A 23836-nucleotide genomic window follows, 5' to 3' on the forward strand; every position below is an offset into this window, starting at 1 on the left:
GTGTTAACTTGATTGCTGCATCTGCAGCTGAAGATTATTCAATTGCTGACGGATGCGCAGCAGATCCTGACTCAGCTGACGGCGGGTACCGTCGATCGCCTTGATCGCCTGCTCATTCTGGCGAATGCGCTGCGCCAGCTCCGCGCTCAGGCTGCTGTCGCCTTCGATTTCAGCCAGCTGTTCAGCCAGCTCTTGCTGCACCTGCAGACGCCCTTCGGATTCCAGTTTCAGGCTGCGCTCCAGAGTATCCAGCTGACGTTCGAGACTGCCCACACGCGCCTCGGCCCGCTTGGCCTGACTGCCCAGTTCGGCTTCAAGGCCCTCGATGCCGGCCTGAAGGCCCGCAATCTGATCGGTCTTTTTCTGCAGGCCTGACAACGTAGCGCCCAGCTCGGACTGCTGCTGTTCAAGTGCCTTGAGGGCTTGGGCCTGCTGCTCAAGCTGCGGCTTGTTGCGCTGATAGGACACGGTCCAAAGCTTGGCAATTTCGGAATCAAAATGGGCATACTTTTCCTTGGCCCGTTGATTCATCTCCTGCAGGCGCTGCTGCAGTGTTTGCCCCGACTGCTCGGCACTGTCACTGGTGACGGCCAGGCTGTCCTCAAGTGACGCCAGACGTGAGCGGGATTCTTCCAGTGACCGGGACAGCTCATCAATGCGTGCCTGCTGCTCGATCAGGGTATAGCCCAGATAGCCTCCGCCTGCGGCCAGCAACAGCAGAATCAGCGTCAACAGCCAACTGCCACGGCCGGAAGCCGAGGGCTCTGACGGAATGGAACCGGGGTTGGGCGCAGCAGCCTGCTGCGGTTCGGCGGACAGTGACTCAAGTGAATCCGGGTTCAGCCCGGGCTCTTTACGCTCAGCCATGTATCAGTATTCCCTGCATCGGAGCGATCAACACTAGCAGTTTTGCCAAAAACGAAAAAGCCCCGCACAGGCGGGGCTTGTGGCGCATCAAGTGCACACGGAACGGGAACGGCTGATTACATCATGCCGCCCATGCCGCCCATGCCACCCATGCCGCCCATATCCGGCATGCCACCACCGGCATTCTCGTCCGGATGATCAGCAATCATGGCTTCGGTGGTGATCATCAGACCAGCGATAGACGCGGCCGCCTGCAGTGCAGAACGAGTCACTTTGGCCGGGTCGATGATACCCATTTCCATCATGTCGCCGTACTCTTCGGAACCGGCGTTGAAGCCGAAGGCGCCTTCACCGGCACGTACCTTGTCGACAACAACGGAGGCTTCACCACCGGCGTTGCTGACGATCTGGCGCAGCGGGCCTTCCATCGCACGCAGTGCGAGCTGGATACCGATGGTCTGGTCGTGGTTTTCACCTTCCAGGCCTTCGATCTTGCTCAGGGCACGGATCAGGGCAACACCACCGCCCGGTACAACACCCTCTTCTACGGCGGCACGGGTTGCGTGCAGTGCATCGTCAACGCGCGCTTTCTTCTCTTTCATTTCCACTTCAGTCGCAGCGCCGACCTTGATCACGGCAACACCGCCTGCCAGCTTGGCCACACGCTCCTGCAGCTTCTCGCGGTCGTAGTCGGAAGTGGTTTCTTCGATCTGAGCACGGATCTGCTGTACACGAGCATCGATGTCAGCCGCAGAGCCTGCACCGTTAACAACAACAGTGTTCTCCTTGGTGATGTTGACACGCTTGGCCGTACCCAGCTGTTCCAGAGTTACGTTTTCCAGGCTCAGGCCAACTTCTTCAGAGATCACCTGGCCACCGCTGATGATTGCGATGTCCTGCAGCATGGCCTTGCGACGATCACCGAAACCGGGCGCTTTAACAGCAGCCACTTTCACGATGCCGCGCATGTTGTTTACGACCAGAGTCGCCAGCGCTTCACCTTCAACATCTTCCGCGATGATCAGCAGCGGACGAGAGGCCTTGGCCACCTGCTCCAGTGCCGGCAGCAGTTCGCGGATGTTGGAGATTTTCTTGTCTACCAGCAGGATGAACGGGTCTTCCAGCTCGCAGGTCATGGTGTCCTGGTTGTTGACGAAGTACGGAGACAGGTAGCCACGATCGAACTGCATACCTTCTACTACGTCCAGTTCGTTCTCGAAACCGGAGCCTTCTTCAACCGTGATGACACCGTCCTTGCCCACTTTTTCCATCGCTTCAGCGATGATGCGACCGACTTCAGCGTCGGAGTTGGCAGAGATGGTACCTACCTGAGCAATCGCCTTGGAGTCTTCACAGGGAACAGACATTTCAGCCAGCTGAGCAACGACAGCCGCAGCCGCCTTGTCGATACCGCGCTTCAGGTCCATCGGGTTCATGCCGGCCGCAACGGACTTCAGGCCTTCGTTTACGATCGCCTGAGCCAGTACGGTTGCGGTAGTGGTACCGTCACCCGCTACATCGTTGGCCTTGGAAGCGACTTCCTTGACCATCTGTGCACCCATGTTCTCGAACTTGTCCTGCAGTTCGATTTCCTTGGCAACGGAAACACCGTCTTTGGTGACGGTCGGCGCACCAAAAGATTTGTCCAGAACAACGTTGCGACCTTTCGGGCCCAGCGTGGTTTTCACCGCATCAGCCAGAATGTTTACGCCGGCCAGCATGCGCTGACGGGCATCATCACCAAAACGTACGTCTTTAGCAGCCATTGTTTACAATTCTGTATCGAGTTGAAAATTGCTGTATTAGCGCGACGCGAAACTGAAGACTCAGTCTTCCAGGACGCCGTAAATTTCACTTTCCTGCATGATCAGCAGCTCGTCACCGTCGATTTTGACAGTGTTGGAGCCGGCGTACTGACCGAACAGGACTTTGTCACCCACTTTGACGGAAGGCGCCTGCACCTCACCGTTGTTGAGCGTACGGCCCGGGCCGACTGCCACGACTTCACCACGGTTGGGCTTCTCGGCTGCAGAACCCGGCAGGACGATACCGCCAGCCGTAGTGGTCTCTTCTTCGCTGCGGCGAACTACAACACGGTCGTGAAGTGGACGAATTTTCATCTGGTTGTTCTCCTGGTATGTAGGATCCAATGCGATGTTGTTGTTAACGTCGGACACGGAGAGTGTCCGAAATCGGTTTGCATCTTTAATGGGGGGAGACCAACAGGTTTTCAATACCTGAGCTGCAATTTTTTTTGCAGCGGGCGGTGCCCCACATCCTGTGTCCTACAGTGGGGGCAGTGGCGGGTTTTTCAAGTCAGAAACAGAAGGATTTCAGTCCCGGCGTTCATACTCGCCGTCGATGATATCGCCTTCGCGGGGCGGCACAGAGTCCTGATGTGGCCCATGCGGCCCATGTGGCCCATGTGGCCCTGAATAGTGTGCATGCGTACCGGCCTGACCCGCCGCAATGATGGTAAAGCGGCTCAGCAGCCCTTTCACCACTGTCTTGCGAATGGCGGGAATCAGACAACTGAACCCCACCACATCCGTCACGAACCCCGGGGTCACCAGCAGAGCGCCGCCCACGGCCAGCACGATACCTTCGACCATTTCCTGGCCGGGCACTTCGCCCTGATCCATCCGCTGCTGCGCCCGCGCCAGCGTCGACAGCCCCTGCTGACGCAGCATGTTGACGCCAATAAACGCAGACAGCAGAACCAGACCAACCGTATACCAGGCACCTATCGCCTGCCCCACCTGGATCAGGATCGTGATTTCGATGATCGGAACGATGATGAACAGCAAAAACAGAAAACGCATGACAGCCTCTTGGAGTGAACCTTTGCCCGTTGGACGGGATTGTTTCATTTTTGTTCGGCTCAACCAAGCACAGGAACAATGATCCACCCGATCAACAAATAAGTAAAAACCCTAATAGCAACAAGCACTTGCGAGCATATCGCGCAAACACGGAAGGCAAAAAATATTCGATTATTACGCCTTTTAATGTCATTTTCATGGCAGATATAGACTTTTTGGACGATGACAACTAAATTGTTGCACTGCAATATGACGCACTGCACAATAAGAAAGTATCCAAAAAAGAGGTGATACCCATGGAGCTCAAAGACAAAGTAATCGTAGTAACAGGTGGTGGCCGTGGACTGGGCCGCGCGATGGCACTGGAGTTGGCCGACAAGGGCGCCAAGCTGGCACTGGTCGACCTCAACCAGGACGACCTGGACGAAACGGCCGGCCTCTGCATGGAAAAAGGCGTCGAAGCTCGCACCTACACCGCCAACGTTGCTGATGAGGCTCAGGTTGAACAACTGTTCACCGAAATCGCCCGCGATTTCAGTGCGATCAACGGTCTGGTCAACAATGCCGGTATCACCCGTGATGGTCTGTTCATCAAGGCCAAAGAGGGCCAGGTGGTCGGTAAAATGACCCTTGAGCAGTGGAATCAGGTGATTGACGTAAACCTGACCGGTACCTTCCTGTGTGGCCGCGAAGCCGCCATCAAGATGATCGAAACCGGCTCCGAAGGCTGCATCATCAATATTTCTTCGGTTTCCCGCTCCGGCAACATGGGCCAGACCAACTACACCGCCACCAAGGCCGGTGTACAGGCGATGGCCGTGACCTGGTCCAAGGAGCTGGCACGCTATGGCATTCGCGCTGCCTCCATCGCACCGGGCTACATCGGCACCGAGATGGTAATGAGCATGAAACCCGAAGCACTGGAAAAGATTGCGTCCGGTATCCCCGCCAAGCGCCTGGGCAAGCCGGAAGAAATTGCCAGAACCGTCAGCTTCATTTTTGAAAACGACTACGTGAACGGTCGCTGCCTCGAAATCGACGGCGCCCTGCGCATCTAGCCGATTCGGCACGGCCTTCGGGCCGTGCCCCTGCCATTCAGCTCGACTTTGATATACTCACCTGCTTTCACCAAGCAGGGAGCCAATCCATGGCACACAGCTGGACAGATACCTTTCGCCGCTATCGCGACATCCGACTGCTATGGATCTTTCTGATGGGCTGCTGCAGCGGCTTCCCGTTTCTGCTCACAGGCAGCGTGTTAAGCGGCTGGCTGGCGGATGCCGGTATCGCCCGCGCAGAAATCGGCTTGCTGGGCAGTGTCGCCACCGTGTATGCGATCAATTTCCTCTGGGCACCCCTGATTGACCGAGTACGTCTGCCCGGTATTTCCCGTCTGGGACAGCGCCGCAGCTGGATTCTGTTGACTCAGCTGAGCATGCTGGTGTTCATTCTGTCACTCACCACCATCGATCCGTCGTCCCAGCTGCTGCTGGCCGGCGCCCTGACACTGGGCGTTGCCGCCAGTTCAGCCACTCAGGATATTGCGGTCGATGCCTTTCGTATCGATCAGTTTGCCCCCCACGAAAAGGACTCTCTGCCACCGGCCGCCGCCATGGCGGTAATCGGCTGGTGGACCGGCTATGCCTGGCCGGGGTATCTGGCGTTTGCCCAGGCCGATCAGGTGGGCTGGAATACCGTCTATCTGATGATGGCCGGCGTACTGGTTGTCCTGATGCTGTTTACGTTGTGTGTACGCGAGCCCAGCACAGCCCGGGACGCACTCCAGGCCAGTGCCGAGCAGGCCTATGCCCAGGAGATGCCGCAACGCCGTTGGCTCAGCTGGCTGGCCGTGACGCTGATCGAGCCCTTTGCCGAATTTTTCCGCAAGAACGGTATCAAGGTGGCCCTGATGCTGATGCTGTTCATCTTTCTGTTCAAGATTGGCGAAGCCTTCCTGGGCCGCATGTCCGTGGTGTTTTACAAGGAAGTCGGTTTCAGCAACGAACAGATCGGCGAGTACACCAAGCTGTTTGGCTGGTTTATCACGGTCACGTTCACGCTGCTGGGCAGCGCCTTCAACACACGCTTCGGCGTGGTCAAGGGCCTGATGTTGGGCGGCAGTGCCATGGCCGCCAGCAACCTGATGTTTGCGCTCATTGCAGCGGCCGGCCCCGTCGAGTGGCTGCTGCTGCTCACACTGATTGTGGATAACTTCACCACCGCCTTCTCGACAGTCGCATTCGTGTCCTTCCTGACACTGCTGACCGGACGTGCATTCAGCGCGACCCAGTACGCGCTGCTGGCCTCTCTCGGCAACCTCAGTCGCACCACGCTGGCCGGTTTCAGTGGCTATACCGTTGACTGGCTGGGCAGCTGGGAACGCTTTTTCGTGGTAACGGCGCTGATGGTGCTGCCGTCGCTGCTGATGCTGTGGACGGTTCGACACCGGATCGACCGCATCAGACAGGATGATAGTAAATAATAATCATTATTATTTACACGCTGAGATCGCCTCGCTATAGTGAAGCTTCGATGCTTTTTCATGCAGGGAGGTAAGATGACTTTTCAGATCAACGCCTGGCTGGATCACCCGGAACCCAAACTGACCATCAGCGACAAGGCAAGTGGCATGACCCTGCTGGAGTGGCAGGGGGCACAGTTGAACCGGCTGCTGGATAAAGGCGGCCTGGTGGCCGCCGACTTTCACCACGGCAGCGATAGCGAGCAGCAGGCACTGGCACGTGAACTGTTTCTGCTGTGCTGCCAGGACTAGACAGCAACGGGCGGGGCCAGAAGGCCCTGCCTGTCAGTCTCGAAAGTTGTTGAACTGCAGCGGCAGCTCAATATCCGCTTCACGCAGCAGCGCAATCGCCTGCTGCAGATCGTCGCGCTTTTTGCCGGTGATGCGTACCTTTTCACCCTGAATCTGTGTCTGGACCTTCAGCTTCGATTCCTTGACCGTCTTGGTGATTTTCTTGCACAGCGCCTGATCCAGCCCCTGACGCAGCACCACTTCCTGACGCGCCTTGACTCCGCCCAGCTCAGGCTCCTTGATCTCCATACACTTGATGTCGATCTTGCGCCCGGTCAGCTTGGCTTTCAGCATTTCCAGCATCTGTTGCAGCTGAAAATCCACCTCGGCTTCAAGTTGCACCTTCTCACCGCTCAGTTCATAACCGGCATTGACGCCCTTGAAGTCATAGCGACTCTGCAGCTCACGATTGGCCTGATCAACGGCGTTGGTGACTTCGTGCATATCCAGCTCGGATACCACATCAAATGAAGGCATTGCGCATCTCCTGTTAATATCGGGTTACAGTCCCCTATATGGGGACACCCTGTCACTTTTTCCAGCGGAGTATACATGCACTGGTACATTCTTGGGCCCGGCGCGATCGGCACCCTCTGGGCCAGCCTGCTGCTGCAGGCCGGTCACAGGGTGACCCTGTTGCAGCGCCAGCCAGATGCCAAGCATCAACGCATCGAGATTATCAGCAGCCGGGGGACTTCAGGCATCGAGCCCGCGACAGAAGCCTTGAGCTCTGAAGGCCCCGACATCGAACACCTGCTGGTGACAACAAAAGCTCAGCAGACCGAAGCGGCACTGGCACAGATAATCCCCCGTCTGACACCCGATGCTCAGGTCGTGCTGCTGCAAAACGGCATGGGGCAACATGAGGCTGCAGCGCGCCTGCTGCCATCGCAGTTACTCTGGGCCGCCACCACCACGGCGGGTGCCTGGCGCGAGTCCCCCACCCGGTTGCAACTGGTCAGTCTCGGCTCGACCCGGATAGGCCCCTGGGGGACAAACCAGATGCTGCAGTCTGACGGCTGGGGGGCACTGGAGATCGACCTGGAGAGTACACCCGACATCAAGTCTGTGCTTTGGCGCAAGCTGGCCATCAACTGTGCCATCAATCCGCTGACGGCCCTGCATCACTGCCGCAATAGTGAACTGTTGACGGACCCGGCACGGCACGAAAGGCTCCGACAGGTATGCCATGAAGTCGAAACCGTTGCCAGGGCACTGGAGATCCGGCTGTTTGATACGCCACTGGCCGAGCAGGCCGAAGCGGTCGCGCAGTCGACAGGGAATAACCTTTCATCCATGCTACAGGACATACGGCTACACCGTCCGACCGAGATCGAACATATCACCGGATTTTTATGCCGCCAGGCTGAACACCTGGGACTGAGCGTCCCGGTCAACCAGGCCCTGCTGGAGCAGGTCCGCAACTTGAATGTGGCAAAGGAGTTTCCACCTGATGAGTAACCTGCCGGACAGCTATCCATATAAGAAAAAGCTCAAACGTGACCTGTATGAGGCCGAGAAAAGACAACTGCAGATTGAGCTGCTGAAGGTCCAGCGCTGGGTGAAGGAATCCGGCCAGAAAATCCTGATTATTTTCGAAGGCCGTGACGCCGCCGGCAAGGGAGGCACCATCAAGCGCGTGATGGAGCACCTCAACCCTCGTGGCGCTCGCGTAGTTGCGCTGGAAAAGCCAACGGAACGTGAGAAGACGCAGTGGTACTTCCAGCGTTATATCAAGCACCTCCCGAGCGCCGGAGAGATCATGCTGTTCGACCGCTCCTGGTACAACCGGGCCGGTGTCGAACGAGTGATGGACTTCTGCACCCCGACGGAATATCTGGAGTTCATGCGTGAAGCCCCTGAACTGGAGCGCATGTTCGTGCGTAGTGGCATTCGTTTGTTCAAACTCTGGTTCGAGGTCAGCCGGGAAGAGCAGTTCAGACGCTTTCAGGCGCGCCGTGAAGACCCGCTGAAACACTGGAAGCTCTCGCCCATCGACATGGCATCACTGGACAAGTGGGATGCGTATACGGAAGCGAAGGAAGCGATGTTCTTCCATACCGATACCGCCGATGCCCCCTGGACCGTGATCAAGTCGGACGACAAGAAGCGGGCACGCCTGAATGCACTGAAATTTATTCTGAGCGAGCTACCCTACCCGGATGCCAACCCGGAACTGGAGCTTGAGCCTGATCCACTGATCGTTCAGCCGGCTCACCTGAGCCTGAAAGCCAACACTACACAGGACCCCTCATGAGCAACCGACTCAGCCGTATTTACACCCGCAGTGGTGACAAGGGCCAGACCGGCCTGGCGGATGGCAGCCGCCTGCCCAAGTACCATCCTCGCATCGAAGCCTTGGGGGATGTGGACGAACTGAATTCACTGCTCGGCTGTGCACTGGCCGAACGAGACGACAGAGACCCGCTGCTGTGTCTGCTGCGCCGGGTACAGAACGATCTGTTCGATCTGGGCGGCGAGCTGGCGGTCAACAGCCCGGACTATACGGTCATGACGGCTGAGGTGGTCGAGTGGCTGGAAGCGGAACTGGACCGCATGAACGAAACCCTGCCTCCGCTCAAGGAGTTCATCCTGCCCGGGGGCAGCCGAGAAGCCGCTCAACTGCATCTGGCCCGAACGGTTTGCCGACGTGCGGAGCGGCGTCTGGTGGAGCTGGCAGACGCCGAAACCGTCAACCCGCAGGCCGTTGCCTACCTGAATCGCCTGTCGGACCTGCTGTTTGTAGCGGCCCGCTGCCTCAACCGGGAGGACAACAGGGGCGACATTCTGTGGCAGCCACGCTCCCCCTCGGGCAAGGGCTAGCGCCGCCCCTGCATCACCTCGAGTCCCAGCCGCAGTTGCACCAGGAACTGGTTGAATACCCGAAACTCCTCGTCTTCGACCGTGCTGCCCGTACTCAGCTTGTCGGCGTAGAGCAAACCGATCAGGCGCTCCTTGACGACCAGAGGCGCCATGATAAACCCCTGCGGCTGCACCTGATCCAGAAAACGGTCCGGCAGGCGCTCGCGCCAGCCGGGCTCGTTCGCGTCCGGCACCAGCAGGGTCATTCGCTTGCTGAGAATGCGGAAGAAGAGCGTGCTGTCCGCATCGCCCTGCCGCAGCTGGAAAAAGTGCTCCAGCGTCGTACAGTCATAACCGGCCGCAAAGCGTACCTTCAGCTCACGCCCCAGGCCTCCCAACAGGCAGAACGCGGAACGCTCCAGGCCACAGCAGTCCACCACGGCCTTGACGGCCACTTCGATGAGCTGGCTGGCACTGGCCTGCTGGGCAATCAGGTCATTCAGCTTTTGCAGGTACTGCAGCTGCTGCTCCATCCAGAGCGACTGGCGATCGACTGAGGGCGAGGCCGGCTCGGCGGCCGGCTGGGTATCACGCTGACGGTGTTCCCGTGAATGCACATAGTAGGCAAGACGACGGGTCAGATCGTTCAGCGACTCATTTTCGCTCTCGGTCATTTTCGGGCTGATCACCGAGTGTGCCAGACCATACTCTTCCGCCAAATCGCACAGCTGACGGAAGGATTCGTCCATGTGCGCTTCAAGCTGCTCCGGCTGCTGGCCGGTAACATCTGCAAGGCCATTCATGAGCTTGTCGTAGTCGAGTTCATCCGCCGTATCACGCTGATAGATCAGCTCCAGCAGGTCATGGCAGCCAGACGCCAGGCTGTAGTTGGCCTTGCGCCCCCCGGTCAGCTGGTCGGCCGTCATCGGGTCCATCGCCTGAACCACGGATTTGGGAAACCCCCAACCCTGTGCCAGGTCCTGACCAATGTCGCTGAAATTGCCCCCCAGCGCCTGCAACTGAATGCGGCCCCAGCTTTCACGTGCCGCCACTCTCTGGCGCAACATGTCCCGGTAGGTATCCGGCAGCGTAAAAGCCACGATGATTTCGCCAAGGCCGTACAGCAGACCGCAGATGTAGGTTTCCTCTATGTCGCGGATATTGGCAGCCGCTGCCATCTCACGCGCCATGGAAGCGTTCAGGAATGCACGGATCAGCAAGGGTTCAATCAGGCTATCGGGCTGTTCATCTCGGAAGCTTTCGATCAGTTTCAGCGTGACACAGAGGTTCTGGATCCGCTCAAAGCCGATCAGCACCACGGCTCTGGACACGGCACTGATATGGCCGCCACTGCGGTTGTACGTCGGCGTATTCGCAATCTTGAGCAGCTTGGTCGACAGGTTGGCATCCTTCATGACGGCCATGGCCAGCGCCATGGCATCACTCTGGCGCGAGCTGCTGACCTGGCGGATCCGGTTGACCGTCGCACTGAAGACGGGCAGATCACCCAGCCGGTCCAGCCGCGAATAGATGGAATTAAGCGTCTGTTGATACTTCACACTGATCCTTTAAGCGCAACAGGGGTCGATGTTTCGTGTAGCCTACACGCGTCAGTATATCAGAACACGGCCCCGTCAAACGTTGATTTGAAACGCGCAACCCCGGGCATCGCCAAAGGCTCTGGAGCGAAGCGATCCGAGCGGTGCAATACTGTGATGGGCGCATGGGCTTCAGTCTCACTTTGTTTTAAGATGACCCCATCACCCATGAGCGACCGAGGATTGATGCGTGGAACAAAGCAATATCTGGATAATCACTCTTGTAGCGCTCGGCATTGGCGCCTTGATCGGCTTTCTGCTGGGCCGCGCCGGTGGCAGCTCAAGCCGTGAACAGGAGCTGGTCGATGAACTCGACGAAGCCCGTGCCGAACTGGACAGTTACAAGCACAAGGTATCATCCCACTTTGAGGAAACGGCTGAGCTGGTAAACGGGCTCAGTGAGCAGTACCGCAAGGTGTACCACCACCTGGCCAGCAGCGCTGAAACGCTCTGCCCCGGCCTTCCCGTATCGGCCGCACTGCAGCAGCAGGAGCAGGCCCAGCTGGGGCAAAGCATTCCCACCGTGACGGATGCGCTCGACAACGACGAGCAGGATGAACTGCCCGAGCCGCCGCGCGATTACGCGCCCAAGAGCCCGGACGAAGCCGGTACCCTGTCAGAGGAGTACGGCCTGAAACAGAAGGAAAAGGCGGAAGCCGAAGCGGTCGATAACCCGCACGGAACCGACCCCACGGCCTATGCCGAAGATCCGGAGCTGGAGAAAAAGGACGGCGAGACCGAGTCCCGCAAGCCTCAGTAAGCTCCATTCTCAGGCGGCACAGCCGCCTGAGCCTGCCTTATACCGGGTTGTCGATATCCACGAAACGGTGCTCCAGCCCGAACTCCGCCGCCAGATGCTCACCCAGCGCCTGAACACCGTAGCGCTCCGTTGCATGGTGACCGGCCCCGATGTAATGAATGCCCGCCTCTCGCGCCACATGCACAACGGGTTCTGAAATTTCGCCACTCAGGTACAGGTCTGCATCCTGTGCCAACGCCAGATCGATCATGCGTTCGGCTGCGCCGGTACACCAGGCAACACGCTCGATAGTGTGATCCCCGCCCGCAATGGTCTGAGGCTCGCGCTGAAGCACCTCGGCAACACGCGCTTCAAACGCTTGCAGCGTCATCGGTGACGCCAGTGTGCCCACATTGCCGATCGCGGGGCTCTCACCCGGCGACAGCGGCCCTTCCATCTGGATCCCCAGCAACTGCGCCAGCTGGGCGTTATTGCCCAGTGTCGGATGCGCATCCAGCGGCAGATGATAGGCCATCAGGTTGATATCAGCGGCCAGCAGTGTCTGAATGCGGCGGCGCTTGATACCGGTAATCGGCTCAGCCTCCCCCTTCCAGAAATAACCGTGATGGACCAGCACCAGATCCGCCTGCCATTGAACGGCCTCATCCAGCAGCGCCTGAGAGGCCGTCACACCGGTCAGTACGCGCGAGATTTCAGGCCGCCCCTCGACCTGCAAGCCATTGGGGCAATAATCCTTGAAACGGGGCACCTCAAGCAGTTGATCAATATAGGTCTGTAGCTCTTTCAGCGTTGTGGACATGGTGACCTCCGCAATTGTTCAAACAGTTTCCGCAAACGTATAATTATCGCATACCTAAATGATTCACAGGTGCAATCAAGCCAATGCGACGAATTTCCTATCTGATCTGGCCTGTTGTAACCGGCATCCTGGCTGCTCTGCTGATTTTGCAGCTATGGCCGGGGCTTGTCTCTCCGCCGGTCAACCGTGTGGAAATACGGGAAGCCGCCAGTATTGATACAACGGCACTGCCCTCAAGCGGTGTGGTCTCCTATGCGGATGCCGTGGACCAGGCTGCACCGGCGGTGGTGAATATTTATACCCGTACACTGGTGCGTCAGCCGGTTAATCCACTGTTGAATGACCCCTTCTTCCGCAATTTTTTCAATGCCGACCAGCTGCCGCAGCGGGAGCGCATCGAATCCAGTCTGGGCTCCGGGGTGATTCTCAATCCGCAGGGCTATGTCGTCACCAACAACCACGTTATTTCGGGTGCGGACAGCATTATTGTCGCACTGCGAGACGGGCGTGAGGCGGTCGCCGACGTGGTGGGTGTCGACCCGGAAACCGATCTGGCGGTATTGAAAGTCGACCTGGAAGATCTGCCCAGTATTACCTTTGCCAACGACGATTTGCGTATCGGCGATGTGGCACTGGCGATAGGCAACCCTTTTGGTGTTGGCCAAACGGTCACCATGGGGATCATCAGCGCCACCGGTCGTAACCGCCTTGGCCTGAGCACCTATGAGGACTTCATTCAGACCGATGCCGCGATCAACCCGGGCAACTCGGGTGGCGCACTGGTGGATGCACACGGCAACCTGATCGGCATCAACACCGCCATTTTCTCCAAATCAGGGGGATCACAGGGCATCGGTTTTGCTATCCCTTCCAGCCTGGCGCGACAGGTGATGCAGGATCTGATCACGCATGGGCGCGTCATTCGTGGCTGGCTGGGTGTGGAAATTCAGGAGCTCAGCCCAAGGCTGGCTGAATCTTTCGGCGTTGGTGATCGCAAGGGTCTGGTGGTCGCAGGCATTTTCCGCAACGGCCCCGCGCACAAGGCCGGGCTGCAGCCGGGTGATGTGCTCCTGTCCATCAACGGTGAAACCGTCCGCAGCAGCCGTCTTGAGATGAACCGCATCGCGGGGCTCAAGCCGGGTGATCGTATTACACTGGGCGTGCTGCGAAACGGACATGAGATGAGTCTGGATGCACAAGTTGGCGAGCGCCCGCCCAGCCGGCAGTAAGCGGATATAAAAAAAGCGCCTCAGGGCGCTTTTTTTTGAGCCATCCGCGGCTTCACTGATCCTTGATACGGTACTCCGCAGAACGGGCATGCGCGGTCAGGCTTTCCCCCCGTGCCAGTACCGATGCAATCTTGCCGGTTTCTGATGCACCGTCCGGCGAGAACATGATCAGCGAGGAGCGTTTCTGGAAGTCGTATACGCCCAGCGGTGATGAGAAACGTGCAGTGCCGGAAGTCGGCAGGACGTGGTTGGGGCCTGCGCAGTAGTCTCCCAGCGCCTCAGCCGTGTAGCGTCCCATGAAGATGGCGCCGGCATGGCGAATCGATGGCAACAGCGCTTCCGGGTCTTCCACGGACAGCTCAAGGTGCTCCGGCGCGATGCGGTTGCTCAGCTCGGCCGCCTGCTCAAGATCATTCACCTTGATCAGGGCCGCGCGTCCCTGCAGGGAAGCCTCAATAATCTCACGGCGCTCCATGGTCGGCAGCAGCTTGTTGATGCTGGCTTCTACCTGATCCAGATAGGCCTGATCCGGCGCAATCAGGATAGACTGGGCATCCTCGTCATGTTCCGCCTGTGAGAAAAGGTCCATCGCGATCCAGTCGGGATCGGTTTTGCCATCGCACACCACCAGAATCTCGGAAGGCCCGGCAATCATGTCGATCCCGACGGTACCAAACACCGCACGCTTGGCGGTCGCCACGAAGATATTCCCCGGGCCCACGATCTTGTCAACGCGCGGCACGGTTTCCGTACCATAGGCCAGTGCGGCCACCGCCTGAGCACCGCCCAGCGTGAAGACGCGATCGACGCCCGCCAGCGCTGCCGCCGCCAGTACCAGTTCATTCAGCGTGCCGTCCGGTGTCGGGACAACCATGATGATCTCTTTCACGCCGGCCACGTGTGCCGGCAGTGCGTTCATCAGCACCGACGACGGGTAAGCGGCCTTGCCGCCGGGCACATAGATCCCGACGCGATCCATGGGCGTAATCTGCTGACCCAGCATGGTGCCGTCGGCCTCGGTGTACTGCCAGGACTCGCCCTTCTGACGTTCGTGGTAGGCACGCACTCGTTGAGCGGCCTGCTCCAGCGCTTCACGCTGCGCCTGTGGCAGCCCGTCCAGCGCCTGCTGCAAGCGCGCCTGCCCCAGTTCAAGATCCTGCATGGTTGTGGCCTGCGTGCGATCGAAACGGTTGGTATATTCCACCAACGCGGCGTCGCCCTCGGCACGTACCCGTGCAATCACCTCATCCACAATTGCATTGACCCGGGTATCCGAAACGCTTTCCCAGGCCAGCAACGCTTCCAGTTCGGAATCAAACCCTGCCTGGTTCATATCCAGGCGGCGAATATTGATACTCATGCCACACCCTCGCGCTGTGCATCGATTGCACGCTGCAGTTGATCCAGAATGGGCTGGATCACTGCGTGTTTCATCTTCATCGACGGCTGTCCTACCACCAGCCGGGAGCTGATATCGGCGATATGCTGCATCGGCTCCAGCCCGTTGGCTCTGAGGGTGTTGCCGGTATCGACAATATCCACAATGCGATCCGCCAGCCCCATGATCGGCGCAAGCTCCATGGCACCATACAGCTTGATGATATCGACTTGGCACCCCTGACGGGCAAAGTACTCACGGGTCAGGTTAACGAACTTGGTCGCCACCTTCATGCGGCCTTCAACGGGAGCCGCGTCCTTCATGCCCGCAACCATCAGCTTGCACTTGGCAATCTCGAGATCGAGCGGCTCATACAGCCCCGCGCCGCCATGTTCCATCAGCACATCCTTGCCGGCGATCCCCATATCTGCGCCACCGTATTCAACGTAGGTGGGCACGTCGGTGGCACGAATCACCACCAGCTTGATATGGTCATGGTTGGTATCGAAGATCAGCTTGCGGCTGCTGAAAATATCTTCAGCCGGAACAATATCAGCCGCCGCCAGCAGTGGCAGCGTCTCTTTCAGGATGCGCCCCTTCGAGAGGGCAATGGTCAGCTGTTGTTTCATGGGCCTCTTCGCTCATTCAGCTCTAGCCGGGAACACGACGGATGCGTGCGCCCAGCAGCTGCAGTTTCTCTTCGATACACTCATAACCGCGGTCGATATGATAGATGCGGTCTATTTCAGTTTCGCCTTCGGCCACCAGTGCCGCGATAACCAGGCTGGCCGATGCACGCAGGTCGGTCGCCATCACCGGCGCCCCCTGAAGGCTGTCGACCCCTTCGATCACGGCGGTATTCCCTTCGATGGAGATATCCGCGCCCATGCGAATCATCTCCTGCATGTGCATGAAACGATTCTCGAACACGGTTTCGCGAATTTTGCCCACGCCTTCGGCGACCACGTCCAGTGCAGCGAACTGCGCCTGCATATCGGTCGGGAATGCCGGGTAGGGAGCGGTAGTCACGCTGACGGCCTTGGGCCGCTTGCCATGCATGTCGAGGCTGATCCAGTCCTCACCGGTCTCGATGTCCGCACCCGCTTCAATCAGCTTCTGCAGCACGGCATCCAGAATATCGGGACGGGTGTGTTTGCACTTCACTCGACCGCCCGTGGCGGCTGCGGCCACCAGGAAGGTGCCGGTTTCGATGCGATCCGGCAGGACAGAATAGCGGCACCCCTTGAGGGACTCGACACCGTATACCGTGATGGTATCGGTACCGGCACCGCGGACGTCTGCACCCATGGCATTCAGGCAGTTCGCCAGATCCACGATCTCGGGTTCACGGGCTGCGTTTTCAATGATGGTTTCGCCATCCGCCAGTGCAGCCGCCATCAGAATATTTTCGGTACCGGTCACCGTCACCGTGTCGAAGAAAACACGCGCGCCCTTCAGTCGACCATTGGTGCGAGCACGGATATAGCCGCCTTCCACCTGGATATCCGCACCCATCGCTTCAAGGCCACGAATGTGCAGGTCAACCGGACGACTGCCGATCGCGCAACCACCCGGCAGCGACACTTCGGCACGGCCAAAGTGAGCCAGCAGGGGCCCCAGCACCAGAATCGAGGCGCGCATGGTTTTAACCAGATCATAAGGCGCGCACAGGTCATGAATGGTGTTGGCGTTAATCTCGACACTCAGCTTTTCATCGACCACCAGGTCCACGCCCATTCGGCGCAGCAGTTCAAGCATGGTCGTGATGTCATGCAGGTGCGGCAGATTACAGATCGTGACCGGCTCATCAGCCAGAAGGGTGGCCGCCAGAATGGGCAGTGCCGAGTTCTTGGCACCGGAAATGCGCACATCGCCGTTCAGGCGTACGCCACCTTCAATTATCAATTTGTCCATCAGGGTCTTCCGCCGGGTATCAGCTCAGGGCTGACCACTGTTCTGGGGTGTAGGTCTTGATTGTCACGGCGTGAATGCTGCCGTTGGCAATGTGCTCACTCAGACAGCCGTACACCAGCTGCTGCTTCTTAACCGGTGTCAGTCCGGCAAAGACTTCACCGATTACGGTGACGCTGAAATCACAGCCTTCGCCTTCGGTAATGGCAGTGCAGCCTTCAAGCTGCTGTTCCAGAATCTGTTTTACCTCTTCAGCCTGCATGCGTAGCCCTTACCTCGTGATTAGATTGCATTCCAGAATATGTAAATGTTATCGAAACGGGGGCTGAAAGGCGACGCGTCGCCCTTCCCCCATTCAAGAAAGCCGGTCCGCCAGACCGACCAGCCCGGCGATGGAGGAAAACCCGGACGGCGGATTTTCCAGCACCAGCTTCAGGTCACGGCTCTGTGCGTAACGCTGACACACCAGCCACATTGAAAGCGCCGAGCTGTCCACCCGGTCGATGCCGGACCAGTCCACACGACAGGTGCCACTGGCGCTGGACAACAGCGACAGCAGCGACGTGCGTGCCGACAGCACGGTCGCAAAGATCATGTCGCCACTCAGCCGTATCTCTTCGGCAGAGACCTGCTCAACCTTCACTGCTGTCATCGTCGTTGCCTGCCGTTTTTTCCAGCTTTACATCCTGCATCTTGGCCGCCCAGGCTTCGATGGTGTCACCGATGCTGCGTTGCTGCTGATACAGGTCGGAGAACTGGTTACGGAAGGTGATACGCAGGTTGATACCGTCCACCATCACGTTGACCAGTGTCCAGCGGTCACCCTGCTTGAGCATGTAATATACCAGCGAGTAGGTTTCGCCGTTGCCGGAACCGACCTCAACCGTCACCACCTGCTTCTCCGGCTCGGGGCTCTCGGCACCCGGTGCCTGGATCTTGTAGCGGTCCAGTTCGAAGCCTGCAATGGACTTGGCATAGGTTCTCAGCAAGGTGGTCTTGAACACCTCGGCGAAGCGTTCACGCTCAGCATCCGTGGCACGGCGGTAATACTTGCCCATGACACGCTTGGCGATGTAGGGGAAGTCCACCACCGGTGAAATCACCTTTTCGATCTCTGCCATCAGCGGCTCGAGGTTTTCAGTGTTACCGAACTCTTCACGCTCCATCAGCGCCAGCATGTCTCGGGTTGCCTCATCGACCACCGTGCTGGCTTCCTGCCAGCTTGCCTGCGCGGCTGCCGGGGTTGCCACCAGGGCCAGTGCCGTCATCGCGGCCAGAATCCATTGCTTGATCATGTTAATCACCTACTTCGTTGAACAGGAACTTGCCGATCAGTTCCTCAAGCACCAGTGCGGACTGAGTGTCCTGAATGTAATCGCCATCCGCCAGAGTCTCTTCCTCGGCTCCGGGCACAATACCAATATACTGCTCTCCCAGCAGTCCTGCGGTGAGGATACTGGCAGAACTGTCAGTGGTGAGGTAATCCACGTCGTCGAAGATTTCCATCTCCACTTCTGCCATCAGCATCCGCGTATCAATGCGAATGGCGGTCACTTCGCCAATCTGCACCCCTGACATGGACACCTTGGCACGGGGTGTCAAACCGCCAATATTATCGAAGCGGGCATATACCTTGTACCCGTCCGACTGCTGAGAAAGATTCAGCCCGCTGACATTCAGCGCCAATACCACCAGCGCAAGGATACCGGCAAGCATGAAGACACCGACACCGATTTCCACGTTTCGCATACGCATTTTCAGAGTTCTCCAAACATCACTGCCGTCAGGATGAAATCCAGCCCCAGTACGGCCAGTGATGAATACACCACCGTCCGGGTCGTCGCCTGACTGATTCCTTCAGAAGTGGGGATACAGTCGTACCCCTCAAACACGGCTATCCATGTCACCACTATCCCGAAGCAGACCGCCTTGATGATGCCATTGAGGACATCCTCGTAAAAATCCACGGACTGCTGCATGTTGGCCCAGAAAGAGCCTTCGTAAATACCCAGCCAGTCAACGGCCACGAGGGAGCCACCCCAGATGCCTACCACGGCAAAGATGATCGCCAGCAACGGCATACTGATGAAGCCGGCCCAGAGCCGCGGTGCAATAATGCGTCGCAGGGGGTCCACACCGATCATCTCCAGACTCGCCAGCTGCTCGGTCGCCTTCATCAGGCCAATTTCTGCCGTCAGCGCCGAGCCGGCACGACCGGCAAAGAGCAGCGCCGCCACGACCGGTGCAAGCTCACGCACCAGGCTCAAGGCAACCATTTGGCCAACCGCCTGTTCCGAGCCGTAATCGACCAGAATGGTATACCCCTGCAGCCCCAACACCATTCCGATAAAGGCACCGGATACCACGATAATGACCAGTGAAAGCACACCCACCGAATAGATCTGCCGCAGCACCAGTGGTGCCATCGTCAGCGGCTGAGGGCGCGCCAGCAGCGAAAGCAGCAGAATCTGGCCGGCACGCCCCAGCGCCGCCAGCCGTGAAAGCCCTCGATGGCCCAGCCTTTGTAGCATGTCCAACATTGTTACTGCCCCTCCAGCAGGTCCTGCATCAGGTCAGATGCACGGTAGTGGAAAGGCACCGGACCATCCGGCAACCCCTGCATGAACTGCCTGACCTGTTCCGACTCGACTTCCGCCAGCTCTTCCGGCGTGCCCTGTGCAATCACATGCGCGTCGGACAGAATGTAAATGTAATCCGCAATGCCCAGCGTTTCCTTGATGTCGTGCGACACGATGATACTGGTATGTCCCAGTGCCTGATTCAAACGCCGGATCAGGTTCACCAGCACGCCCATGGCGATGGGGTCCTGCCCGGTAAACGGCTCGTCGTACATCACGATATCCGGATCGAGCGCAATCGCACGAGCCAGCGCCACACGCCGCGCCATGCCACCGGACAGCTCGCTGGGCATCAGGTCACGCGCGCCGCGCAAGCCGACCGCCTGCAGTTTCATCAACACGATGTCGCGAATCATGTCGTCAGGCAGCTCGGTATGGACCTGCAGCGGGAACGCCACATTGTCGAACACGCTCATATCCGTAAACAGGGCACCGCTCTGAAACAGCATGCCCATGCGTTCGCGCGCCTCGAACAGCTCACGCCGCCCCAAGCCGGGAATATCGGTGCCGTCCAGCAGAATCTGACCTTCATCGGGGTGCAACTGCCCCCCTATCAGCTTGAGCAGCGTAGTCTTGCCGGTCCCTGAAGGGCCCATAATCGCGGTCACCTTGCCTCGCGGGACCTGAATATTGACGCGCTCAAAGATGGCACGACTTCCACGATGAAAGGTCAGGTCACGGATGTCGATGATGCAATCGTTATCAGGCTTCATCTATTGGCACATTCCTGCTTCCATTCAATAAAGCGCCCCGCATTCAGCCGGGCAAAAATGACTGGGCAATATACCATCATCCCGCGCAAACGTGAATTCAACCCGGGCACCTGTCACGGTTCGTGCTCCGCCCGACAATGGGGTAAACTAGACAGTTATTTGAGCCAATTCTGAGACGGACACACCTGCATGACTGCTACCGACTACCTGACGTCCGGCCGCCGGACGATTCAGCTCGAACTGGAGGCTGTTCAGGAACTGCTTAATCACCTGGACGGGGCTTTCACCCAGGCCTGTGAACTGATGTTCGCCTGTCGCGGCCGCATCATCGTGACGGGCATGGGCAAATCGGGTCATATCGGCAACAAGATTGCAGCCACCCTGGCCAGCACCGGCACCCCGTCATTTTTCGTGCACCCGGGCGAAGCCAGCCACGGGGACCTGGGCATGTTTACCGGTGACGATGTTGTTCTGGCCCTGTCCAACTCGGGCGAGACTGCAGAAGTCGTCACCATTCTGCCACTGATCAAGCGCATGGGCGCCCCGCTGATCAGCATTACGGCCAACGCAGACTCGACTCTGGCACGCAGCGCAGATATCGGCCTGCACATCCCGGTGGACCGCGAAGCCTGCCCGCTTGGGCTCGCACCCACATCAAGCACTACGGCTCAGCTGGTACTGGGTGATGCACTGGCGATCGCCCTGCTGGAAGCCCGCGGTTTCAGCAGCGAAGACTTTGCCTTCTCCCACCCGGGTGGCAGCCTTGGGCGCCGACTGCTGCTCAAGGTAGATGACATCATGCATACCGGGGACGAGATCCCCCGCGTTGACACCAACACACCGGTACGCGAAGCCCTGCTGGAGATGACCCGCAAACACCTGGGCATGACAGCAGTCACCGATGCCGACGGCAAACTGCTGGGCATTTTCACCGATGGTGACTTGCGACGCACACTCGACCAGGGGCTGGACCTGACCAGCACTCCCATCACCGAGGTGATGACCCCCGGCGGCACCAGCGTGCCTCCCGGGCAGCTGGCGGCTGAAGCCCTGAGTCTGATGCAGGCACGCAAGATCAACGCCCTGCTGGTGGTCGACGAACAGAGCCGCCCGGTGGGTGCGCTCAACATGCATGACATGCTCAAGGCGGGGGTAATCTGATATGCAACTGGAATCACTCACGCCACAACTGCGTGCCGCACTGAAATCCATCCGCCTGGCTGTCTTCGACGTGGACGGCATCCTGACCGATGGTCGACTGAACTTTCTGGCCGATGGTCGCGAGGTCAAAAGCTTCCACACCCTGGACGGGCTTGGCATCAAACTGTTGCAGCGCTGCGGCATTGAAACCGCCATCATTACCGGGCGCCGCTCCCCTCAGGTGGAGCAGCGAGCCGAAGCACTCGGCATTACCTATCTGCGCCAGGGCCGTGAAGACAAGCTGACCGCCCTGCGTGAACTCTGGGAACAGAGCGGCCACAACGCCGAACAGACCGCTTACATCGGTGATGACCTGCCCGACCTGTCTGCCATTATTCATTCTGCCTTTGGTGCAACGGTGCCCAATGGACACCCGCTGGTTCGGCGCGAGGCCGACTGGTGCAGTCAGGCGGCCGGCGGCCAGGGTGCAGCCCGGGAGTTCTGTGAACTGATTCTGGCAGCGCAGGATAAACTGGACGACCTGTACGCGGAGTACCGTGGATGCTGACCCAGCGCTGGCGACTTCTGGTCACGGCCGCTCTGCTGACCCCGCCGCTGATCTGGTGGGGCTGGGGCTCATCCGACCGCACCAGGGCGCCAATCGAAAGCACCAGCGGAGAGCGGATCGACTTTTTTGTGGTCCAGGCCGAAGTAACCCGCTGGCAGGATAACGGAGCTGAAGCGCATCGAATCCAGACCCAAGGCATGCACCACCTGATGGACCAGAGCCTGACCCGCCTTGACGCCCCCGAAGTACAGGTACCGGCGCAAAGCGGCACGGCGCCCTATCGACTGCGAGCGGATACCGGCCGCGTCCCTGACTCACACCAGCAGGTAGAGCTTGCAGGCAACGTACTGCTTCACGATAATCCCCACTCCGGATCCGCGATTAAGCTCAGCACCGAGCGGCTCACACTCTTCCCCTCGGAAGACAGGGCCCACACCGACCAGAGCGTATTGATTCAGCGCGGTCAGGACACCACCGAGGCACTCGGCATGGATGTATATTTCAAGGAACAGCGGATCGAACTGCTATCGGATGTAAAGGGCCTTTACCATGCACCATAAACGACGCGGATTCTGGCTGGCACTGCTGCTCTGCCTGCCGGGCTTTTCATACGCCCTTCCGGATGACCGCAACCAGCCCATCAGTGTCAGTGCAGACCGGGCCAGCATCAACGAGCGCACCGGTGTCACCGTCTACACCGGACGTGTGGAAATTCAGCAGGGCAGCATGCTGATCAAGGGCGCGCGTGTTGAGCTGCACCGCAACGATGCCGGCGTCGAACGTATCATCTCCACCGGCTCGCCGGCTGAATTCCAGCAGCGGCCCCAGGCCGACGCACCCCTGACACGCGCCTATGGCAAGCGCATGGATTATCGCGTCACCCAGCAGGAAGTCACCATCACCGAATCGGCACGTGTCGATCAGGGACAGGACACCTTTACCGGCGAGCGCATCGTCTACAACATGGACAAGGCAATCGTGAATGCCTTCGGCAGCAACAGCGAAGACGGTGAACGTGTACGCATGGTGATTCAGCCGCGGACGGACAGTAACTGATGACAGCAACAACCAAGCGTCTTGAAGCCCTTCAACTGGCCAAAAGCTACAAGGGACGCGAAGTCGTGCGCGATGTTTCCCTGCAGGTCGACAGCGGCCAGATCGTGGGCCTGCTGGGGCCTAACGGCGCCGGCAAAACCACCTGTTTCTACATGATTGTCGGCCTGATTCAGGCAGATCACGGCCAGATACGCATCAATGAAGATGATCTGACACGCCTGCCCATGCATGAGCGCGCCCGCCGTGGCATCGGCTACCTGCCGCAGGAGGCCTCGGTGTTCCGCAAGCTCAGCGTGCGTGACAACCTGATGGCCATTCTGGAAACGCGTCCGGAGTTGAGCGCGCAACAGCGCAAAACCCTGCTTGAAGAGCTGCTGGAAGAGTTTCATATTACGCACTTGCGCGACAGCCTTGGCATGGCCCTTTCCGGCGGCGAACGCCGACGCGTTGAAATTGCCCGTGCGCTGGCCACCGAGCCGGACTTCATCCTGCTGGATGAGCCCTTTGCCGGCGTAGACCCGATTTCGGTCAACGATATCAAGCAGACCATCCGCCACCTTCAGTCACGCGGTATTGGCATACTGATCACTGACCATAACGTGCGCGAGACCCTTGATATCTGTGAGCAAGCCTATATCGTCAGTGAAGGCGGCATCCTTGCGCAGGGCACGCCGGATGTCATTCTTGCTGACCGCCAGGTACGGCAAGCCTATCTGGGCGAACAGTTCTCTCTTTAGGCCAT

General features: G+C 58.7%; 29 protein-coding genes. 13 read left to right on the forward strand and 16 right to left on the reverse strand.

Translation table 11 applies throughout. The annotated features are described in order from the left end of the window. Nucleotides 1-3: 3 nt before the first annotated feature. The 4 genes from H9C73_RS08460 to H9C73_RS08475 form a co-directional block, all read right to left on the reverse strand. Nucleotides 4-867 (reverse strand): coiled-coil domain-containing protein, encoded by an 864-nt coding sequence (locus H9C73_RS08460; protein ID WP_209287385.1) that lies wholly within the window; start codon nt 865-867, stop codon nt 4-6. 116 nt (nt 868-983) lie between these two features. Further along, nucleotides 984-2633, reverse strand: a complete 1650-nt coding sequence (gene groL / locus H9C73_RS08465) for a chaperonin GroEL (RefSeq protein WP_209287386.1) — start codon at nt 2631-2633, stop codon at nt 984-986. Nucleotides 2634-2693: 60 nt separating this feature from the next. Then, nucleotides 2694-2987 (reverse strand): co-chaperone GroES, encoded by a 294-nt coding sequence (locus H9C73_RS08470; RefSeq protein ID WP_209287387.1) that lies wholly within the window; start codon nt 2985-2987, stop codon nt 2694-2696. A 213-nt stretch (nt 2988-3200) separates the two neighbouring features. Beyond that, nucleotides 3201-3689: an FxsA family protein gene (locus H9C73_RS08475; RefSeq protein WP_209287388.1), complete on the reverse strand. Its 489-nt coding sequence runs from the start codon at nt 3687-3689 to the stop codon at nt 3201-3203. Between the two features lie 296 nt (nt 3690-3985). Between H9C73_RS08475 and H9C73_RS08480 the strand changes: the two genes are divergently transcribed. The 3 genes from H9C73_RS08480 to H9C73_RS08490 all read left to right on the forward strand — a co-directional run bounded on the left by H9C73_RS08480 (nt 3986) and on the right by H9C73_RS08490 (nt 6462). Continuing rightward, nucleotides 3986-4747 carry an SDR family oxidoreductase gene (locus tag H9C73_RS08480; RefSeq protein WP_209287389.1) on the forward strand — a complete coding sequence of 254 codons (762 nt, stop codon included), beginning with the start codon at nt 3986-3988 and terminating at the stop codon, nt 4745-4747. Between the two features lie 89 nt (nt 4748-4836). Further along, the gene (locus H9C73_RS08485) at nt 4837-6171 is read left to right on the forward strand and encodes an AmpG family muropeptide MFS transporter (RefSeq protein WP_209287390.1); all 1335 of its coding nucleotides are present in this window, start codon (nt 4837-4839) and stop codon (nt 6169-6171) included. 75 nt (nt 6172-6246) lie between these two features. Continuing rightward, complete coding sequence (locus H9C73_RS08490; protein WP_209287391.1) at nt 6247-6462, forward strand: PA4570 family protein; 216 nt, start codon at nt 6247-6249, stop codon at nt 6460-6462. 33 nt (nt 6463-6495) lie between these two features. On the opposite strand, the gene H9C73_RS08495 is transcribed toward H9C73_RS08490, so the two are convergent. Continuing rightward, nucleotides 6496-6978 (reverse strand): YajQ family cyclic di-GMP-binding protein, encoded by a 483-nt coding sequence (locus H9C73_RS08495; RefSeq protein WP_209287392.1) that lies wholly within the window; start codon nt 6976-6978, stop codon nt 6496-6498. A gap of 75 nt (nt 6979-7053) precedes the next feature. Here H9C73_RS08495 and H9C73_RS08500 point away from each other — a divergent pair, with 75 nt between their 5' ends. From H9C73_RS08500 to H9C73_RS08510, 3 genes are read left to right on the forward strand one after another with little or no spacing between them, the layout of a single operon-like run. Further along, nucleotides 7054-7962 (forward strand): ketopantoate reductase family protein, encoded by a 909-nt coding sequence (locus tag H9C73_RS08500; protein ID WP_209287393.1) that lies wholly within the window; start codon nt 7054-7056, stop codon nt 7960-7962. Further along, nucleotides 7955-8758: a polyphosphate kinase 2 gene (ppk2, locus tag H9C73_RS08505; RefSeq protein ID WP_236014179.1), complete on the forward strand. Its 804-nt coding sequence runs from the start codon at nt 7955-7957 to the stop codon at nt 8756-8758. The genes H9C73_RS08500 and ppk2 overlap by 8 nt, the downstream gene beginning before the upstream one ends. Then, nucleotides 8755-9324 (forward strand): cob(I)yrinic acid a,c-diamide adenosyltransferase, encoded by a 570-nt coding sequence (locus H9C73_RS08510; protein ID WP_209287395.1) that lies wholly within the window; start codon nt 8755-8757, stop codon nt 9322-9324. The genes ppk2 and H9C73_RS08510 overlap by 4 nt, the downstream gene beginning before the upstream one ends. On the opposite strand, the gene H9C73_RS08515 is transcribed toward H9C73_RS08510, so the two are convergent. Beyond that, entirely contained in the window at nt 9321-10862 is a 1542-nt protein-coding gene (locus tag H9C73_RS08515) for an HDOD domain-containing protein (protein ID WP_209287396.1), read from the reverse strand. The two genes, H9C73_RS08510 and H9C73_RS08515, sit on opposite strands and share 4 nt — an antisense overlap. A 229-nt stretch (nt 10863-11091) precedes the next feature. Here H9C73_RS08515 and H9C73_RS08520 point away from each other — a divergent pair, with 229 nt between their 5' ends. Continuing rightward, the gene (locus H9C73_RS08520) at nt 11092-11661 is read left to right on the forward strand and encodes a YhcB family protein (protein ID WP_209287397.1); all 570 of its coding nucleotides are present in this window, start codon (nt 11092-11094) and stop codon (nt 11659-11661) included. A gap of 37 nt (nt 11662-11698) precedes the next feature. On the opposite strand, the gene H9C73_RS08525 is transcribed toward H9C73_RS08520, so the two are convergent. After that, nucleotides 11699-12460, reverse strand: coding sequence for a Nif3-like dinuclear metal center hexameric protein (locus H9C73_RS08525; RefSeq protein ID WP_209287398.1), 762 nt, complete (start codon nt 12458-12460; stop codon nt 11699-11701). Between the two features lie 83 nt (nt 12461-12543). On the opposite strand from H9C73_RS08525, the gene H9C73_RS08530 reads away from it, so the two are divergent. Next, complete coding sequence (locus tag H9C73_RS08530) at nt 12544-13689, forward strand: trypsin-like peptidase domain-containing protein (protein WP_209287399.1); 1146 nt, start codon at nt 12544-12546, stop codon at nt 13687-13689. A gap of 52 nt (nt 13690-13741) precedes the next feature. Here H9C73_RS08530 and hisD read toward each other — a convergent pair whose 3' ends face one another. The 9 genes from hisD to H9C73_RS08575 form a co-directional block, all read right to left on the reverse strand. Next, nucleotides 13742-15049: a histidinol dehydrogenase gene (hisD, locus tag H9C73_RS08535; RefSeq protein WP_209287400.1), complete on the reverse strand. Its 1308-nt coding sequence runs from the start codon at nt 15047-15049 to the stop codon at nt 13742-13744. Then, a complete protein-coding gene (hisG, locus tag H9C73_RS08540) occupies nt 15046-15696 on the reverse strand; it encodes an ATP phosphoribosyltransferase (RefSeq protein WP_209287401.1) in 651 nt (216 codons plus the stop codon). The genes hisD and hisG overlap by 4 nt, the downstream gene beginning before the upstream one ends. A gap of 22 nt (nt 15697-15718) precedes the next feature. Further along, nucleotides 15719-16981: a UDP-N-acetylglucosamine 1-carboxyvinyltransferase gene (gene murA, locus H9C73_RS08545; protein WP_209287402.1), complete on the reverse strand. Its 1263-nt coding sequence runs from the start codon at nt 16979-16981 to the stop codon at nt 15719-15721. Between the two features lie 19 nt (nt 16982-17000). Next, on the reverse strand, nt 17001-17240 hold the full coding sequence (locus tag H9C73_RS08550; protein WP_209287403.1) for a BolA family protein: 240 nt from the start codon (nt 17238-17240) through the stop codon (nt 17001-17003). 93 nt (nt 17241-17333) lie between these two features. Further along, the gene (locus H9C73_RS08555) at nt 17334-17630 is read right to left on the reverse strand and encodes an STAS domain-containing protein (RefSeq protein WP_209287404.1); all 297 of its coding nucleotides are present in this window, start codon (nt 17628-17630) and stop codon (nt 17334-17336) included. After that, nucleotides 17611-18273, reverse strand: coding sequence for an MlaC/ttg2D family ABC transporter substrate-binding protein (locus H9C73_RS08560; RefSeq protein WP_209287405.1), 663 nt, complete (start codon nt 18271-18273; stop codon nt 17611-17613). Before H9C73_RS08560 ends, H9C73_RS08555 begins: the two co-directional genes overlap by 20 nt. 1 nt (nt 18274) lies before the next feature. Continuing rightward, nucleotides 18275-18733 carry an outer membrane lipid asymmetry maintenance protein MlaD gene (mlaD, locus tag H9C73_RS08565; protein WP_209287406.1) on the reverse strand — a complete coding sequence of 153 codons (459 nt, stop codon included), beginning with the start codon at nt 18731-18733 and terminating at the stop codon, nt 18275-18277. A gap of 2 nt (nt 18734-18735) precedes the next feature. Next, complete coding sequence (gene mlaE / locus H9C73_RS08570; RefSeq protein ID WP_209287407.1) at nt 18736-19518, reverse strand: lipid asymmetry maintenance ABC transporter permease subunit MlaE; 783 nt, start codon at nt 19516-19518, stop codon at nt 18736-18738. 2 nt (nt 19519-19520) lie between these two features. Then, nucleotides 19521-20330, reverse strand: coding sequence for an ATP-binding cassette domain-containing protein (locus tag H9C73_RS08575; protein WP_209287408.1), 810 nt, complete (start codon nt 20328-20330; stop codon nt 19521-19523). A gap of 189 nt (nt 20331-20519) precedes the next feature. Here H9C73_RS08575 and H9C73_RS08580 point away from each other — a divergent pair, with 189 nt between their 5' ends. Genes H9C73_RS08580 through lptB form a run of 5 tightly spaced genes read left to right on the forward strand, consistent with a single transcriptional unit; the run spans nt 20520 to nt 23831 of the window. Next, entirely contained in the window at nt 20520-21491 is a 972-nt protein-coding gene (locus H9C73_RS08580; RefSeq protein ID WP_209287409.1) for a KpsF/GutQ family sugar-phosphate isomerase, read from the forward strand. A 1-nt stretch (nt 21492) separates the two neighbouring features. Beyond that, entirely contained in the window at nt 21493-22038 is a 546-nt protein-coding gene (locus H9C73_RS08585; protein ID WP_209287410.1) for a KdsC family phosphatase, read from the forward strand. Then, on the forward strand, nt 22032-22598 hold the full coding sequence (gene lptC / locus H9C73_RS08590; RefSeq protein WP_209287411.1) for an LPS export ABC transporter periplasmic protein LptC: 567 nt from the start codon (nt 22032-22034) through the stop codon (nt 22596-22598). Before H9C73_RS08585 ends, lptC begins: the two co-directional genes overlap by 7 nt. After that, nucleotides 22588-23094 (forward strand): lipopolysaccharide transport periplasmic protein LptA, encoded by a 507-nt coding sequence (gene lptA / locus H9C73_RS08595; RefSeq protein ID WP_209287412.1) that lies wholly within the window; start codon nt 22588-22590, stop codon nt 23092-23094. Before lptC ends, lptA begins: the two co-directional genes overlap by 11 nt. After that, complete coding sequence (gene lptB, locus H9C73_RS08600; RefSeq protein ID WP_209287413.1) at nt 23094-23831, forward strand: LPS export ABC transporter ATP-binding protein; 738 nt, start codon at nt 23094-23096, stop codon at nt 23829-23831. The genes lptA and lptB overlap by 1 nt, the downstream gene beginning before the upstream one ends. Nucleotides 23832-23836: the final 5 nt, after the last annotated feature.

The sequence above is a fragment of the Marinobacterium alkalitolerans genome, assembly GCF_017776525.1.
Taxonomy (GTDB): domain Bacteria; phylum Pseudomonadota; class Gammaproteobacteria; order Pseudomonadales; family Balneatricaceae; genus Marinobacterium; species Marinobacterium alkalitolerans.